This is a genomic window from Pseudomonas sp. OVF7, from assembly GCF_030644265.1.
GTDB classification, from domain to species: domain Bacteria; phylum Pseudomonadota; class Gammaproteobacteria; order Pseudomonadales; family Pseudomonadaceae; genus Aquipseudomonas; species Aquipseudomonas gorinensis.
Genome location: NZ_CP128996.1, coordinates 3533789 through 3547267, shown reverse-complemented (window position 1 = coordinate 3547267; position 13479 = coordinate 3533789). Strand labels below are relative to the sequence as shown.

The following is a 13479-nucleotide window of genomic DNA, read 5'->3' as shown; positions in this document are numbered from 1 at the left end:
TCGTCGCACCGCCCCTCCCACACTTTGATCTTCACCAGGCTCCGGATCAGTTCTTATAGTCGGTATCGTTGCGCTCCAACTGCCGAATCAGCGCATTCCAATGCCGCGCCACACCCGGCCCCTCGCCGCTGGCAAACGCCTTGGCCTGTTGCTCGACCTTCGCCACCACTTCAGCTGGCGGGAAGATCAACTCCGCATTCCCCGCTGCCTGCGCCGCGACCTGGATATTGCACGCGCGCTCCAGCTGTTGCAGCTGTTGAAACGCATGTTCAACGCTGACACCCGCGGTCAGCAGCCCATGGTTACGCAGGATCATCACGCTCTTGTCGCCCAGGTCGGCCACCAGGCGCTCACGTTCGTCGAGGTCGAGGGCCACGCCTTCATAACCGTGGTAGGCCACCCGCCCCGAGAAGCCGATGGAGTGCTGAGAGATCGGCAACAGGCCGTCCTTCTGCGCCGACACCGCAATGCCGTCGCGGGTGTGGGTATGCAACACAGCGTGCAGGTCATGGCGTGCGCCGTGGATGGCACTGTGGATCACGTAGCCGGCGTAGTTGATGCCCAAGCCGGTAGGGTCGTCGACGATGGTACCGTCGAGGTCGACCTTGACCAGGTTGGAGGCACTGATTTCATCGAACAATAGCCCGAAGGCGTTGATCAGGAAGTGCTCGTGCGGCCCCGGTACACGGGCGGAGAAGTGGGTGTAGATGTGGTCGGTCCACTTATACACGGCCGCCAGCCGGTAAGCGGCGGCCAGTTTGACGCGCACGTCCCATTCTTCGGGAGTGACACGCTGGCGAACATGGTTGGAAACGCTGGAAATCGGGGTGACGCTGCTCATGGCAAAACTTCCTGGATGGCCTTAAGGACTTCCAAGCAAGCCTAGGGGATGGAAAAAAATAAGAAAAAGCACATTTTAATCTAAGCTAATTATTATTTTTTTTCATAACACCCACACCACCAACACAAAGCCCCCTCCCACATTTTTGATCTCTATACACCCAGTCAAACCGGAGCTGTTGCCCAAGACAGTGAATGCCAAGAATGCCTTGAAGGCTTGCACAGTCCAAATGTGGGAGGGGGCTTGCCCCCGATGGCAGTGGGTCAGCGACAGACGAGCTGACTGATACACCGCAATCAGGGGCAAGCCCCCTCCCACATGGATCAGGCTGCGTTGCGGATCTTATGCAGGGACGCCGCCACCAGTTTGCCAAACGCGTCCACCGGCCCCTGCAAGTTACCGAGGAAGTGCGGGTAGATCAGCCACAAATCCATCACCGGCTTGAAATCCTTGAGCGGCATCACCGCCAGTTGCTCGCGGTGGGCACTGCGCTCCAGCAAAGGCCGCGGCACCAGGCCCAGGCCCAAGCCGTCGGCCACCAGGCCCAGTTGCAGCTCGGTGCCGAACGTCTCCAGGTTGACCCGCAGGGCCAGGCCTTGATCGGACAAGGTGCGCTGCAAACCGGCGCGAAAACCGCAGCCATCCGGATTGAGGATCCAACCGTTCTGGTACACGTCCGCCAGCTTGCAGGGCTTCTTCGGCAGTTGGGCCTTGGCGCAGACCACCACCAGTTCCATCTTGCCGATGGACTCGCCGACCACGTTGTCGGGGAAAACCTTGCCCGCCGGAAACAGGGCCGCCGCCGCGTCCAACTCACCGCGCTCGATCTTGCCCACCAGTTGGCTGCCCCAGCCAGTGGCGACCTGGGCGCGCAAGTCGGGGTATTCGCTGCGCAGGTGCTTGAGTGCATCGAGCAGCACCACGTCACCAATGGTCTGCGGCACGCCCAGGCGTAACAGGCCGGTGGGCGGTGCGTCGGTGGCGACCAATTCGCGCAGGGCGTCCATCTCGCGCAGGATCAACCGGCACTGTTCATAGACGCGGGTGCCGATCAACGTAGGCTTGAGCGGCTTGGTGTTGCGGTCGAACAACTCCACGCCCAGCGCCTGCTCGAAGTTCTGCACGCGGCGGGTGATGGCCGGCTGGGTCAGTTGCAACGACTCGGCGGCATGGCTGATGGACTGGCAACGAATCACTTCGACAAAGGCATCGATATCGTCAATTTTCATTTGGGCCGCACATAGAGAACAGTCATTAAGATGTGTGCAAAGCATAGTTGCAGGACGATTATCTGGATAGCCCAGCGTGTGATCGATAACGTCTAACGCTATTCAGACCGGTTCTAAATTACCTGCAGCTATAAGCTAATCATTAAAAAATAGCATATTAACTATAAACATTATGCTTATATAAACCCATCAACCCATTCCTATCAAACGTATCCGATGGAATTGTCATGACCCAAGCCAAGCACCCCGAGAGACTCAGAGCCTTCATAGGCGCCCTGGCGGAATTGATCGACGGCAATCCACGCGAAGGCGACCTGTTGCACCGTGGCGGCAAGCTGCTGGCGCAACTGGTCAGCCATGACGACTGGCTCCCCGATGCGTTCGCCCAACCCGACCCCGAGCGCTATCAGCAATTTTTACTGCACGCCGATTCGCGCCAGCGGTTCAGCATCGTCAGTTTTGTGTGGGGGCCGGGGCAAAGCACGCCGATTCATGACCATCGGGTGTGGGGGCTGATCGGCATGTTGCGCGGTGCGGAGTTTTCCCAGGGCTTCGAGCGCGCGCCCGACGGGCGCCTGGTCGCCGAAGGCAAGCCGGTCCAGTTGGTGCCGGGCCAGGTCGAGGCGGTATCGCCCAAGATCGGCGACATCCATCAAGTCAGCAATGCCCACAGCGACCAAGTGTCGATCAGCATTCATGTGTACGGCGCCAATATCGGTGCCGTGCGCCGCGCGGTGTACCAGCCCGACGGCAGCGAGAAACTGTTTATCTCCGGCTATTCCAATGCCTTCCTCCCGAATATCTGGGATTTGTCCAAAGAAAAGAGCCCCGCCCTATGAGCACCGTATCCACCCGCAGCTACGCCCAGATTCGCCAGGCCCTGTTGGACCGTGAAGAAGTCGCCCTGGTAGACGTGCGCGAAGAAGCACCGTTTGCCGAATCCCACCCCCTGTTCGCCGCGAATATCCCGCTGTCGAAGCTGGAGCTTGAGGTGTACTCGCGCATTCCGCGCCGGGATACCCAGGTCACCGTCTACGACAACGGTGAAGGGCTGGCCGCCCGCGCGGCCGAACGTTTGCTCGCGCTGGGCTATACCCAGGTCAGCCTGCTCGAGGGTGGGCTCGACGGTTGGCGCAAGGCCGGTGGCGAGCTGTTTATCGACGTCAACGTGCCGAGCAAGGCGTTTGGCGAGCTGGTCGAAAGTGAGCGTCACACGCCGTCCCTGGCCGCTGAAGACGTGCAGGCGCTGCTCGACAGCCAAGCCGATGTGGTGGTGCTCGACGCGCGCCGTTTTGATGAATACCAGACCATGAGCATCCCCACCGGCATCAGCGTGCCGGGTGCCGAACTGGTGTTGCGCGTCCGTGAGCTGGCGCCGGACCCGGCCACCCGCATCATCGTCAACTGCGCCGGACGCACCCGCAGCATTATCGGCACGCAGTCACTGATCAATGCCGGCGTGGCCAACCCGGTCTCGGCCCTGCGCAACGGCACCATCGGCTGGACGTTGGCCGGGCAGAAGCTCGCCCATGGTCAGTCGCGACGCTTTGCCCCGACCTCGGAAGCCCACCGCCAGGTCGCCGCCGCGGATGCGCGGCGTGTGGCTGACAAGGCCCGCGTCGGCCGCGCCACCCTCGCCGACCTGCAGCGCTGGCAACAGCAGGCGTCCCGTACCACCTACTTGTTCGATGTGCGCACCCCGGAGGAATTCGAAGCCGGCCACCTGCGCGGCGCGCGCTCGACCCCGGGTGGGCAGTTGGTGCAGGAAACCGATCACGTTGCCAGCGTGCGCGGTGCACGCCTGGTACTGGTCGATGATGACGGTGTGCGCGCCAATATGTCGGCTTCATGGCTGGCCCAACTGGGCTGGGAAGTGCATGTGCTGGACGGCCTGCAAGCCGCAGATTTCAGCGAGCATGGCGCCTGGGTCGCGCCGGTGCCCGCACCGCCCCAGGCCGAACTGATCAGCCCGCACACCCTCGCCGAGTGGCTGGCCCATGGCGACACGGCGGTACTGGATTTCACCGCCAGCGCCAACTACGTCAAACGCCATATCCCTGGTGCCTGGTGGGCCTTGCGCGCGCAACTGCCCCAGGCGCTGGCCAAGGTGCCGGCCGCCCAGCGCTACGTGCTGACCTGCGGCAGCAGCCAACTGGCGCGCCTGGCCGTGGCCGAAGTCGAAGCCATCACCGGCAAGCAAGTGTTCCTGCTGCAAGACGGCACCGCTGGCTGGATCAACGCGCAACTGCCGCTGGAAGAAGGTGAAACCCACCTGGCCTCACCGCGTATCGACCGCTACCGCCGCCCTTACGAAGGCACGGACAACCCCAAGGAAGCCATGCAGGCCTACCTGGACTGGGAGTTCGGTTTAGTCGACCAACTGGCCCGCGACGGCACCCATGGGTTCTATGTGATCTGATCACTTTTCCATACCCGGCACAGATCCCTGTGGGAGGAAGCAAGTCGAATCGTCGCACCGCCTCTCCCACATGGACCGCATCCACCTCAGGGTTAATCCATGCAATTTTAGAATAATAAATAAATACATAATCAGTTATTTTAATAATTAACATATAACCAAAAAGAACTTCACAGTATGTTTTTATGAGCATAACGTAAACTCCTCACCGACCCCTTCTCCAGGCGGAGGTAGCCAAACCTTTTTTCTGATCTGCCTGGAGCCTGCATCCCATGGTCTTTACTACCCCATTCAAGCGCCTGCTCCTGAGCACCGCCCTGGCCCTTGGCCTGGCCACCAGCGCCCACGCCGCCGACCTGCAACCGCTGCGGGTGGCCAACCAGAAATCGACGATCAAGACGCTGCTGGAAGTCTCGGGCGAGGCGAAAAACGTGCCTTATGAAATCCAGTGGTCGGAGTTCCCGTCCGCTTCGCCCCTGGGCGAAGCCTTGAATGCCGGGGCCGTGGATATCGGCGCCTTGGGTGACGCACCCTACGTGTTTGCCTTGGGGGCCGGAGCGTCGCTCAAGGTGGTCAGCATCATCCACGCCGAAGGGCGTAACACCACCGCCCTGCTGGTGCCCAAGGATTCGCCGATCAAGACGGTGGCCGACCTCAAGGGCAAGAAAATCGTGACCGGACGCGGGTCCATCGGCCACTACCTGGTGATCAAGGCCCTGGCCACGGCCGGCCTGACCACCAAGGATGTGCAGTTCATTTTCCTGTTGCCCAGCGAGTCGCGCCTGGTGCTGGATAACGGCACCGTCGACGCCTGGTCGACCTGGGACCCTTACACCACGGTGGTCACCTCACAAAGCCAGGCGCGGATCGTGGCCAGCGGCAACACGCTGTTGAGCAACCACCTGTACCTTGCCGCCACCAGCCAGGCCATCGCCGACAAGCGCACGCAGTTGGACGACTTTGTCGCCCGCGTCGACCGCGCCTACGCCTGGGCCAATACCCACCCCAACGAGTACGCCGCCGCCCAGGCCAAAATCACCGGGCTGCCGCTGGCCGTGCATGTGGCCGTGGCCAAGGAGACCCGCCTGAGCCCGGTGCTGATTGACGACAGCGTGATCAGTGGCCTGCAAGCCACCGCCGACACCTACCAACAAGAAGGCCTGCTGACCAGGCACATCGACGTGTCCCAGGGCTTCGACAAGAGCTTTAACGCCAAGCGTGCCCCCAACAATCAAGCCTCGCGCTAAGGAGCAGAAAACATGAGCAAGCCACGTCAATTGAAATTGGGGGCCATGGTCCACGGTGTCGGCCACGGTTGGGGCGAATGGCGCCACCCGCAGGCGCAACCCAACGCCAGCACGAATTTCGGCTTCTACAAGCAGCAGACCGAGCTCGCCGAAGCGGCCAAGTTCGACTTCGTGTTCATCGCCGACAGCCTTCACATCCACGCCAAGTCCAGCCCGCATTACCTCAACCGTTTCGAGCCGCTGACCATCCTCTCGGCCCTCGCGGCACTGACCACGCACATCGGCCTGGTCGCCACCGTGACCGTCAGCTACACCGAGCCCTATCAGGTCGCGCGCCAGTTCGCGTCGCTGGACCATATCAGCGGCGGTCGTGCCGGTTGGAACGTGGTCACCTCGTGGCTCAGCGGCACCGCCGACAACTTCGGCAAGGTAGAGCACCCGCCGCACGCCGTGCGCTATCGCATCGCCAAGGAACACCTCAACGTGGTCAAGGGCCTGTGGGATTCCTGGGAAGACGACGCCTTTGCCTACAACAAGCAAAGCGGCGAATTCTTTACGCCGAGCAAGCTGCATGCGCTGAACCACAAGGGCGAGTTTTTCTCGGTAAAAGGCCCGCTGAACATTGCGCGCTCGCGCCAGGGCCAACCGGTGATTTTCCAGGCGGGCACGTCCGAAGATGGGCGTAACTTTGCGGCGCAGAACGCCGACGCCATCTTTGTGCACGTGGAGAGCATCGAAGAAGGCCTGGCCTACACCCAGGACCTCAAACGCCGCGCCAAAGGCTTTGGCCGCGACGCCGACAGCCTGTCTATCCTGCCGGGCATCCGCCCGATTGTCGGCCGCGACGAGGCCGAAGTGGAAAGCCGCTATCAGCAGGCCGTGGACCTGGTCACCGTGGAAGATGCGATCGTCGCCCTGGGCCGCCCGTTCAATGACCATGACTTCAGCCAGTACCCCCTGGACGCCCCCTTCCCGGAACTCGGCGACCTGGGCTCCAACAGCCAGAAAGGCGGCTCGGACCGCATCAAGCAACTGGCCAGGGACGAAGGGTTGACCCTGCGCGAAGTGGCCCTGCGGTTCTCACGGCCCAAGCGTGATTTCGTCGGCACCCCGGAGCAGGTCGCCGATGCGATCCAGACCTGGTTCGAGACTGGCGCCAGCGATGGTTTTATCGTCAATTCGGTACTGCCGGATGGGTTGCAGTACTTCACCGAACTGGTGGTGCCGGTGCTCCAACAGCGCGGCCTGTTCCGCACCGAGTACAGCGGCCAGACCCTGCGCGACAATCTCGGCCTGGACGTACCGGCCAATCGCTACAGCGTGATCGACCCCCCCGAAAAGGCCCTGGCCTGAGTACATTCTTATGACCCAACCGTCTCTACGCTCCGTGGAAGTCGCCCACTTCGATGCCCTGCTCGAACGCCTCGGCGCCGAGCTGGCCAGCACCGCGCACCTGTACGACGAAAGCGGTGCCTTCCCCCAGGACAATTTCACGTTGCTGCATGAACACGGCCTGCTCGCCCTCACCGTGCCCAAGGCCCTCGGTGGCGGCGGAGCCAGCCTGCCCCAGGCGCGCAAGGCGATCAGCGCGATTGCCAAGGGTGAACCGTCCACTGCACTGATCCTGGTCATGCAGTACCTGCAACACACCCGCCTGCAAGACAGCAAGACCTGGCCCCGGCACCTGCGCGTGCGAGTCGCCGAAGAGGCGGTACGCAACGGCGCGCTGATCAATGCCCTGCGCGTCGAACCCGACCTCGGCACCCCGGCCCGCGGGGGCCTGCCGGCGACCACGGCGGTGCGCACCGTTGATGGCTGGCGCATCAGCGGGCGCAAGATCTACTCCACCGGCAGCCATGGCCTGAGCTGGTTCAGCGTATGGGCACGCAGCGATGACCCAGACCCACTGGTGGGCATCTGGCTGGTGCCCAAGGACAGCCCCGGCGTGAGCATCATCGACACCTGGGACCACCTGGGCATGCGCGCCACTTGCAGCCATGAAGTGGTGCTCGACAACGTGCTGGTGCCGCTGGATCACGCCGTCAGCGTCAGCCCCTGGAGCGCGCCAAAGCCCGAGCTGGATAGCGAGGATTTCCTATGGATGTCGGTGTTGTTGTCCTCGGTGTATGACGCCGTGGCCCAGGCCGCGCGGGACTGGCTGGTGAATTGGCTGGAAGAACGCACGCCCTCCAACCTCGGCGCGGCGCTGTCCACCCTGCCGCGTTTCCAGGAAACCGTTGGGCATATCGACACCCTGTTGTTTGCCAACCGCAGCCTGTTGGACGCTGCCGCCGAAGGCCACACCCCGGCAGCCAATGCGGCTCAATTGAAGTACCTGGTGACCGGTAACGCCATCCGTGCGGTGGAACTGGCCATTGAGGCGTCCGGCAACCCCGGCCTGTCGCGACACAACCCACTGCAACGGCATTACCGCGACGTGCTGTGCAGCCGCGTGCATACCCCACAGAACGACGCCGTGCTGCAAGGCGTCGGCAAAGCCGTCTTCGCCCAACGCCAGAAGGAACGCACATGAGCCAGGTGATTATTGCCAGCCAACTGGGCGAAGACTACAACGACGTGATCCGCGCGCGCGTCACTGCGATCCACCCTCAAGCCCAGGTGATCGGCGTGCCGGTGGGCGTGCCAGGCGACCTGCCGCCCCAGGCGAATATCCTGCTGCTGCGCCCGATCAATGTGCACGGCTACACGGCACCGGACACCCCACCGCCGGGCTGGCCCTATGGTGCGCAATGGGTGCACCTGGTCTCATCGGGTATCGACTTCTACCCGCAGTGGCTGTTCAACGGCCCACCGGTGACCACCTCCCGGGGCAGCGCCGCCGACAACCTGGCCGAGTTCGCCCTGGCGGCGATCTTTGCCGCCTCCAAGCATTTGCCGGACATCTGGGTGAAGGACTCGCAATGGAACTTCACCGCCCTGCGTCCGCTCAAGGGCACCACCCTGGGCATCCTCGGCTTCGGCGCAATTGGCCAAAGCCTGGCGCACAAAGCCCTGGGCCTGGGCATCAAGGTGGTCGCGCTGCGCCACCGTTCGACGCCGTTGGGTGTTGACGGTGTGCAGGCGGCGGCGGATATCCATGACCTGTTCGCCCGCGCCGACCACTTGGTGGTGGCAGCGCCGCTGACGGAGGCCACGCGGCATATCATCAACCGTGATGTGCTGGGCAGCGCCAAGCCGGGGCTGCACCTGATCAACATCGCACGCGGTGGGTTGCTGGATCAGGAGGCGTTGTTGGAGGCGTTGGATAACGGCCAGGTCGGCCTGGCATCGCTTGACGTGACCGAGCCAGAGCCGCTGCCGGATGGGCACCCGCTGTACAGCCACCCACGGGTGCGGTTATCGCCGCACACCTCGGCGATCTCGACCAATAGCCGCAACGAGATTGCCGATACGTTCCTGGCGAATCTGGAACGCTACGTTTCAGGTATCGAACTATCGAATCTAGCTAACGCCTGACGCCGTTCAACCATGTGGGAGAGGGCTTGCCGTGGCGATCGGGCTTGTTGTGGCGAGCGGGCTTGCCCCGCGTTGGGCTGCGAAGCGGCCCCATCACAGGCGATGTGTTTTTAACTGACACACCGCGCTGCCTGGTTTTGGGGCCGCTTCGCGCCCCAACGCGGGGCAAGCCCGCTCGCCACAACAAGCCCGATCACCACAGCAAGCCTGCTCGCCACAACAAGTCCGATCACGCCTAGTTCTTGCTCGCGAAAAACTCACAGGCGCCGCGTTGATTCAGGAAACACGCGTTATCGTTGACGTTTTTCGCGAGCAAGCTCGCTCCTACAATTAGGGCTTGCCCCCTCTCCCACAGGGGGCCTGTGTCCGTTGGAAACGTTCATTTGATGCGGTAGTGGAAGGTGTTGCGCACCGCTGGTACGGCCACGGCCTTGCCTTCGACGATCCGCGGCTGGTAACGGAAAGTATTCGCCGCCGCCAATGAAGGCCGGATAAACAAGGGGTGGCAGCCGTCCAGCACCTTGGGGTTTTCTACCCGGCCCTGGGGGTTGACGGTGTATTCCACCGAGCAGTCGCCTTCGATGTGCTTGTCCAGGGCGCGTTCGGGATAGTCCGGTGCCTCCTTGCTCAGGGGTTGGTATTGGCGGCTGTCGAAGGCCGCTGCCGGGGCTGGGGCTGGGGTAGCAGCTCGGGCTTTTTCAGCGGCCAGGCGTTGCTGATCGAGGCGCTGTTGTTCCAGCTCGCGGTGGCGTTGTTCGGTGGCCAGGCGTTCCTGCTGCTGCTCGATTTTCTTGTCTTCGACGCGTTTACGCGCCAAGGCGGCTTTCTCGAGTTTTTGCGCCTGGATCTGCGGGTCGACCGTGGGCTTTGCCGGGGCCGGCACCGGTACCACCAGCGGCTCCGACGGTGCGGGCGCGGCCACCACCGGTTCAGGCTCGGGCGCTGGCGCCGGTGGCAGCATGACCAGCTGCGTGTGCATCACCCTAAGGGCATCCACCACGGGCTTCTCCGTCGACCAGCCCAGCATCAACGCGGCCAGCACGCCCACGTGCAGCGCCACCGCCAGGCTGGCGGCGAGGCTGTTTCTGCAAAAACCCGAAGCATCCCGGGGCGCCATCGGCAGGGTCGGACTGTGCATGATCATCGCCGTCATTGCGGGGCCTCGGTCACCAGCCCCAGGTTGCTGACCCCGCCCTTCTGCAACACCGCCATGGCCGCGACCACACGGCCGTAACCGGCGTTGTCGTCGGCGCGGATGTAGACCTGGGTGTCGCTGCGCGCGGCCACCACCTGCATGACCTTGGCGCCCATTTCCTCCAGGCTCACGGCGCTGTCGGTCTGGTGTTGGGTATCGAGTTCGCCGCCGAGGTTCCAGTAATAGCCACCGTCGGCCTTTACCGACAGCGTGAGGATCTGCTGGCGGGTGTCGGTGGCCAACGCCTCGGCGGCGACCTTGGGCAGTTCGATCTTCACGCCCTGGGTCAACATCGGCGCGGTCACCATGAAGATCACCAGCAGCACCAGCATCACATCGATATACGGCACCACGTTCATCTCGGCCTTGGGCCCGTGCTTGCGTTGCGGCCTTACTAACATGGGAGCGCTCCTGTTCAGGCGGCCACGGCCAGGTTGATCGCGGCACCGCGCAGGCTGCGGTGCAGGCGCACTTGCAGCTCATTGCCAAACGCGTAGTAACGGGTGAGCAGAGTCTGGCCGCGCGCCGCGAAACGGTTATAGGCGATCACCGCCGGGATGGCGGCAAACAGGCCGATGGCCGTGGCGATCAAGGCTTCGGCGATGCCCGGCGCTACGGTGGACAACGTGGCCTGCTGCACCTGGGAAAGGCCGATAAAGGAATTCATGATGCCCCACACCGTGCCGAACAGACCGATGTACGGGCTGACCGACCCCACGGTGGCGAGAAATTGCAGGCCCTTTTCCAGCTCGATTTCCTGCTCGGTGATCGCTACCTGCAAGGCCCGCTCGACGCCTTCGAGCACCTGCGGATCATGGCTGTGCAGGTGCTGGTATTCCTGAACCCCGGCAATAAAGATCGGCGCCACGCCGCCCTCGCCCGCCTGCAACGTGTCGCGGTACAGCGCCTGCAAGTCCGGCGCGGCGCGAAAGCGTTGCACAAAACCGTTCAACTGCCGTTCCAGGCGGCGCAGCACACTGCCGCGTTGGATAATCAGGTACCAGCTGAGCAAGGACGCCAACAGCAAGGTAACCATGACCGCCTTGACCAACAGGCTGGCGTCGCTGATCAAACCCCAGATCGTCATATGTTCCATCGTCGCGTGCATAGTGAATCTCCCATTCGATTAAAAAGTGATGACCGGTTGATGACGGTTCACGGCAATTTCAATGCGCGGGTGACCTCGGCCCAGGGCACGAATTTGAAGTTCTGGGTTTGCTCGGGCATGCGCTTGCGCCCGTCCTGCACCACCAGCATGCCCTGGCTCCAAGGCCCACCGAGGTTGATGGCGGTGACTTCCAGGCCATCGGTTTCCGAAGCGCCGTCGATCCCGGCAGCGGCGTTCAAGCCGACGCGGAAGCCGCCATGCACGGCAAACGGCGGCTCGGCATCCACCACCAGGTAGCTGTCATTGCCTTGGCTCGAGATCACCAGGTAGTCATGCTTATCACTCTGGTACAGCGCCAGGCCTTCGACATCCGCATGCAACTGTGGGCCGACCTTGATCACGCTGGTCAAGGTCGCCGGTTGATCGGCACGCGCATCCACCGCCCACACGCCCACATCTTCTTCACCGATAAACAGGCGCTGGCGCTGGTCGTCGGCCACACAGCCTTCGGGTTGGCTGTCGACCTTGAACTGGCGCACCAGCTCGCCCTGCACCCGGCCGTCCGGCGCGCTGAGGCGGTATTGCAGGAAGGTGCCGTCCTTACCGTTGGCGATTGCGTAGATCTCGCCGCTGGCTGGCTGGAACAGGCAAATGCCGTAGATTTCCTTGAGCGGCGTGGGCACTTCACCGGCTTCACGCAGCTCGCCGCTCTGACGGTCGATGCTGAACAGGCTCAGGCTGTTGTGATCGCGGTTGCTCGCCACGGCCAGGTCGACCGTTTGCTGGCCGAGCTTGAAGCGGGGGCGTACATCGACGTTATTCAGGCGGCCCACCGCCAGTTCCTGCAACAGCTTGCCGTCGAGGTCGTAGGCGAGCAGGCCTTGCTTTTTGTTGGTGCCGAGCACACGGCTTTTGCCCGGTGTTTCGGGGTGAATCCAGATCGCCGGGTCATCCGCCGCATCGCCCTGGCGGCCAACCGGGTCGCTCTGGCGCAAGGCCGCGACCTCCGGCAGCAGCGGCGCCACCGCGACGGGCTTGGCCTGCCAGTCGAGCCTGGCCTGGTAGAGCGCGCCGCTGTCGTCATCGCGCACCAGCAGTTGGCGGCCATTGATCGCCAGTTGTTCCGGCTCTTTCAGGCCCGGCAGGGTCAGGCTCGATTGCTCCACCCAGCGCTCGCCGGTTTGCTGGAACAGGTGCAACTGGGCGGTCTTCGGGTCCAGCGCGACCACGCCACCGGGTACCAGCGCCATGGCCCCAGCTTCGCGTTTGGGGTTGTCGAACAGCGCCACCGGGGTGCGTTTCACATCGGCTTCCGGGTGCGCCGGGTAGGCCCACCAGCCCACATTCTCTTCATTCACCACCAATTGCTGGGTGGCGTCGTCCACCTGGCAGAACTGCGCCGACGGCGGCAGCGGCAAACCGCGTACGCGCTGGGGTTCAGCGAGCAAGGTCGAGCCGTTGCCCACCAGCCATTGCTCGCCCTTGCCCTCCTCGCCCACCAGGAACACAAACAGGTTGGCCGCTGCGTCGCGGTACAGGCACAGGCCATTCACCGGGTAGTCGCGGGTCGGCAGGTAGACCGGCGTGCCCCAGGTTTTGCTGGCGCTGTCCAGGTTGATCAGCAGCGCCTGCTGGCGGTCGTTGTCGAGGCTGGCGACCAGCACGTGGGTGCCTGCGGCGCGGGTGTCGAGGCTGCTGAAGTTGCCTTTGAAACGCGCCAGTTCGGCGCCTTTGCTGTCGAGCAGTTGCAGGCCGTCACGGGTGCTGGCGGCCACGCGCTCGCTGGCGTTGGGCAGGAAGGCCACGGCTTCGGCCTTCAGGCTGGGTGCCCAAGGGGTCAGCGCCAGGTCGGCGGCGAATGCATTGCCGCCGGTGGCCAGGGCGATCAGCAGGTATAGCTTGGAAAGTCTCATGAACAAACAAAATCCTTGTCTTGTAGGAGCGAGCTTGCTCGCGAAGAACG

At 63.1% G+C, this 13479-nt stretch carries 12 protein-coding genes; 6 read left to right on the top strand and 6 right to left on the bottom strand.

Annotation, left to right across the window (positions count from 1 at the left end; translation table 11 throughout):
- Positions 1 to 46 precede the first annotated feature (46 nt).
- Positions 47 to 841, bottom strand: a complete 795-nt coding sequence (locus tag QU606_RS16260; RefSeq protein WP_024074890.1) for a class II aldolase/adducin family protein — start codon at positions 839 to 841, stop codon at positions 47 to 49.
- A gap of 323 nt (positions 842 to 1164) precedes the next feature.
- Entirely contained in the window at positions 1165 to 2070 is a 906-nt protein-coding gene (locus QU606_RS16255; RefSeq protein ID WP_069076435.1) for a LysR family transcriptional regulator, read from the bottom strand.
- A gap of 227 nt (positions 2071 to 2297) precedes the next feature.
- Here QU606_RS16255 and QU606_RS16250 point away from each other — a divergent pair, with 227 nt between their 5' ends.
- The 6 genes from QU606_RS16250 (at position 2298) to QU606_RS16225 (ending at position 9213) form a co-directional block, all read left to right on the top strand.
- Positions 2298 to 2909, top strand: a complete 612-nt coding sequence (locus tag QU606_RS16250) for a cysteine dioxygenase (RefSeq protein WP_304998590.1) — start codon at positions 2298 to 2300, stop codon at positions 2907 to 2909.
- On the top strand, positions 2906 to 4489 hold the full coding sequence (locus QU606_RS16245; RefSeq protein ID WP_024074886.1) for a rhodanese-related sulfurtransferase: 1584 nt from the start codon (positions 2906 to 2908) through the stop codon (positions 4487 to 4489). Before QU606_RS16250 ends, QU606_RS16245 begins: the two co-directional genes overlap by 4 nt.
- A 272-nt stretch (positions 4490 to 4761) precedes the next feature.
- Positions 4762 to 5736, top strand: a complete 975-nt coding sequence (locus tag QU606_RS16240) for an ABC transporter substrate-binding protein (RefSeq protein WP_024074885.1) — start codon at positions 4762 to 4764, stop codon at positions 5734 to 5736.
- Between the two features lie 12 nt (positions 5737 to 5748).
- Positions 5749 to 7089, top strand: a complete 1341-nt coding sequence (locus QU606_RS16235; RefSeq protein ID WP_304998589.1) for an LLM class flavin-dependent oxidoreductase — start codon at positions 5749 to 5751, stop codon at positions 7087 to 7089.
- A gap of 10 nt (positions 7090 to 7099) precedes the next feature.
- Positions 7100 to 8269, top strand: a complete 1170-nt coding sequence (locus QU606_RS16230) for an acyl-CoA dehydrogenase family protein (protein WP_304998588.1) — start codon at positions 7100 to 7102, stop codon at positions 8267 to 8269.
- The gene (locus QU606_RS16225) at positions 8266 to 9213 is read left to right on the top strand and encodes a D-isomer specific 2-hydroxyacid dehydrogenase family protein (protein ID WP_069076430.1); all 948 of its coding nucleotides are present in this window, start codon (positions 8266 to 8268) and stop codon (positions 9211 to 9213) included. The genes QU606_RS16230 and QU606_RS16225 overlap by 4 nt, the downstream gene beginning before the upstream one ends.
- A gap of 379 nt (positions 9214 to 9592) precedes the next feature.
- Here QU606_RS16225 and QU606_RS16220 read toward each other — a convergent pair whose 3' ends face one another.
- The 4 genes from QU606_RS16220 to QU606_RS16205 are packed head-to-tail and all read right to left on the bottom strand — an operon-like array spanning position 9593 to position 13429.
- Complete coding sequence (locus tag QU606_RS16220) at positions 9593 to 10366, bottom strand: energy transducer TonB (RefSeq protein WP_304998587.1); 774 nt, start codon at positions 10364 to 10366, stop codon at positions 9593 to 9595.
- Complete coding sequence (tolR, locus tag QU606_RS16215; RefSeq protein ID WP_024074880.1) at positions 10363 to 10809, bottom strand: protein TolR; 447 nt, start codon at positions 10807 to 10809, stop codon at positions 10363 to 10365. The genes QU606_RS16220 and tolR overlap by 4 nt, the downstream gene beginning before the upstream one ends.
- A 14-nt stretch (positions 10810 to 10823) precedes the next feature.
- The gene (gene tolQ / locus QU606_RS16210) at positions 10824 to 11516 is read right to left on the bottom strand and encodes a protein TolQ (protein ID WP_024074879.1); all 693 of its coding nucleotides are present in this window, start codon (positions 11514 to 11516) and stop codon (positions 10824 to 10826) included.
- 47 nt (positions 11517 to 11563) lie between these two features.
- Positions 11564 to 13429 (bottom strand): phytase, encoded by a 1866-nt coding sequence (locus QU606_RS16205; protein ID WP_193690516.1) that lies wholly within the window; start codon positions 13427 to 13429, stop codon positions 11564 to 11566.
- Positions 13430 to 13479: the final 50 nt, after the last annotated feature.

What these genes read in the sequence shown, in the direction of transcription:
- QU606_RS16235 (WP_304998589.1), top strand. Translation starts at nt 5,749, where the DNA reads ATGAGCAAGCCACGTCAATTGAAATTGGGGGCCATGGTCCACGGTGTC.
- QU606_RS16225 (WP_069076430.1), top strand. Translation starts at nt 8,266, where the DNA reads ATGAGCCAGGTGATTATTGCCAGCCAACTGGGCGAAGACTACAACGAC.
- QU606_RS16205 (WP_193690516.1), bottom strand. Translation starts at nt 13,429, where the DNA reads ATGAGACTTTCCAAGCTATACCTGCTGATCGCCCTGGCCACCGGCGGC.
- QU606_RS16230 (WP_304998588.1), top strand. Translation starts at nt 7,100, where the DNA reads ATGACCCAACCGTCTCTACGCTCCGTGGAAGTCGCCCACTTCGATGCC.
- QU606_RS16245 (WP_024074886.1), top strand. Translation starts at nt 2,906, where the DNA reads ATGAGCACCGTATCCACCCGCAGCTACGCCCAGATTCGCCAGGCCCTG.
- QU606_RS16240 (WP_024074885.1), top strand. Translation starts at nt 4,762, where the DNA reads ATGGTCTTTACTACCCCATTCAAGCGCCTGCTCCTGAGCACCGCCCTG.
- QU606_RS16260 (WP_024074890.1), bottom strand. Translation starts at nt 841, where the DNA reads ATGAGCAGCGTCACCCCGATTTCCAGCGTTTCCAACCATGTTCGCCAG.
- QU606_RS16255 (WP_069076435.1), bottom strand. Translation starts at nt 2,070, where the DNA reads ATGAAAATTGACGATATCGATGCCTTTGTCGAAGTGATTCGTTGCCAG.
- tolQ (WP_024074879.1), bottom strand. Translation starts at nt 11,516, where the DNA reads ATGCACGCGACGATGGAACATATGACGATCTGGGGTTTGATCAGCGAC.
- QU606_RS16220 (WP_304998587.1), bottom strand. Translation starts at nt 10,366, where the DNA reads ATGACGGCGATGATCATGCACAGTCCGACCCTGCCGATGGCGCCCCGG.
- tolR (WP_024074880.1), bottom strand. Translation starts at nt 10,809, where the DNA reads ATGTTAGTAAGGCCGCAACGCAAGCACGGGCCCAAGGCCGAGATGAAC.
- QU606_RS16250 (WP_304998590.1), top strand. Translation starts at nt 2,298, where the DNA reads ATGACCCAAGCCAAGCACCCCGAGAGACTCAGAGCCTTCATAGGCGCC.